General features: G+C 53.7%; 1 pseudogene. It reads left to right on the top strand.

Annotated features, from left to right (window positions below):
• Positions 1-74: 74 nt before the first annotated feature.
• Positions 75-382, top strand: a pseudogene (locus L977_RS17235) (hypothetical protein); the annotation flags it as partial.

Consider the following 382-nt stretch of genomic DNA (forward strand, 5'->3'; position numbering starts at 1 on the left):
AAAATCAGCAGGTATGCTCCCGGTTTGTTGAGCCAGAGAAATTAGCAGACCTGCGTACAAAGCAGGAAATTGAAGTGATGAACGGCAGACCGTGGACGCGTGAGCTCCCTCCGCCGCCGGTATTGCCGCCTTATGGCCCGTTGGAGAAAATATCAGGGCAACTGGAGTCTTTTCGCTATGAGAGATTCAGGGAGTATTTTGGTGCAGATGCCTACCGTACCAGTACCCTGCCGGGTGTTTCTGACGGTCAGCGAGGTGCGGTGGCGGCTGTAGCGATAGTTGCAGGGAGTCCTGGTGTCGGTGCTGCAATGATGGCTGAAAGCGAATCTTCGAATGATTCGGCGGAATATGTGCAGGGGATGATTAATGGTCAGCCATTCCG

Source organism: Enterobacter sp. ZOR0014 (assembly GCF_000798855.1).
Lineage (GTDB): Bacteria > Pseudomonadota > Gammaproteobacteria > Enterobacterales > Enterobacteriaceae > Enterobacter > Enterobacter kobei.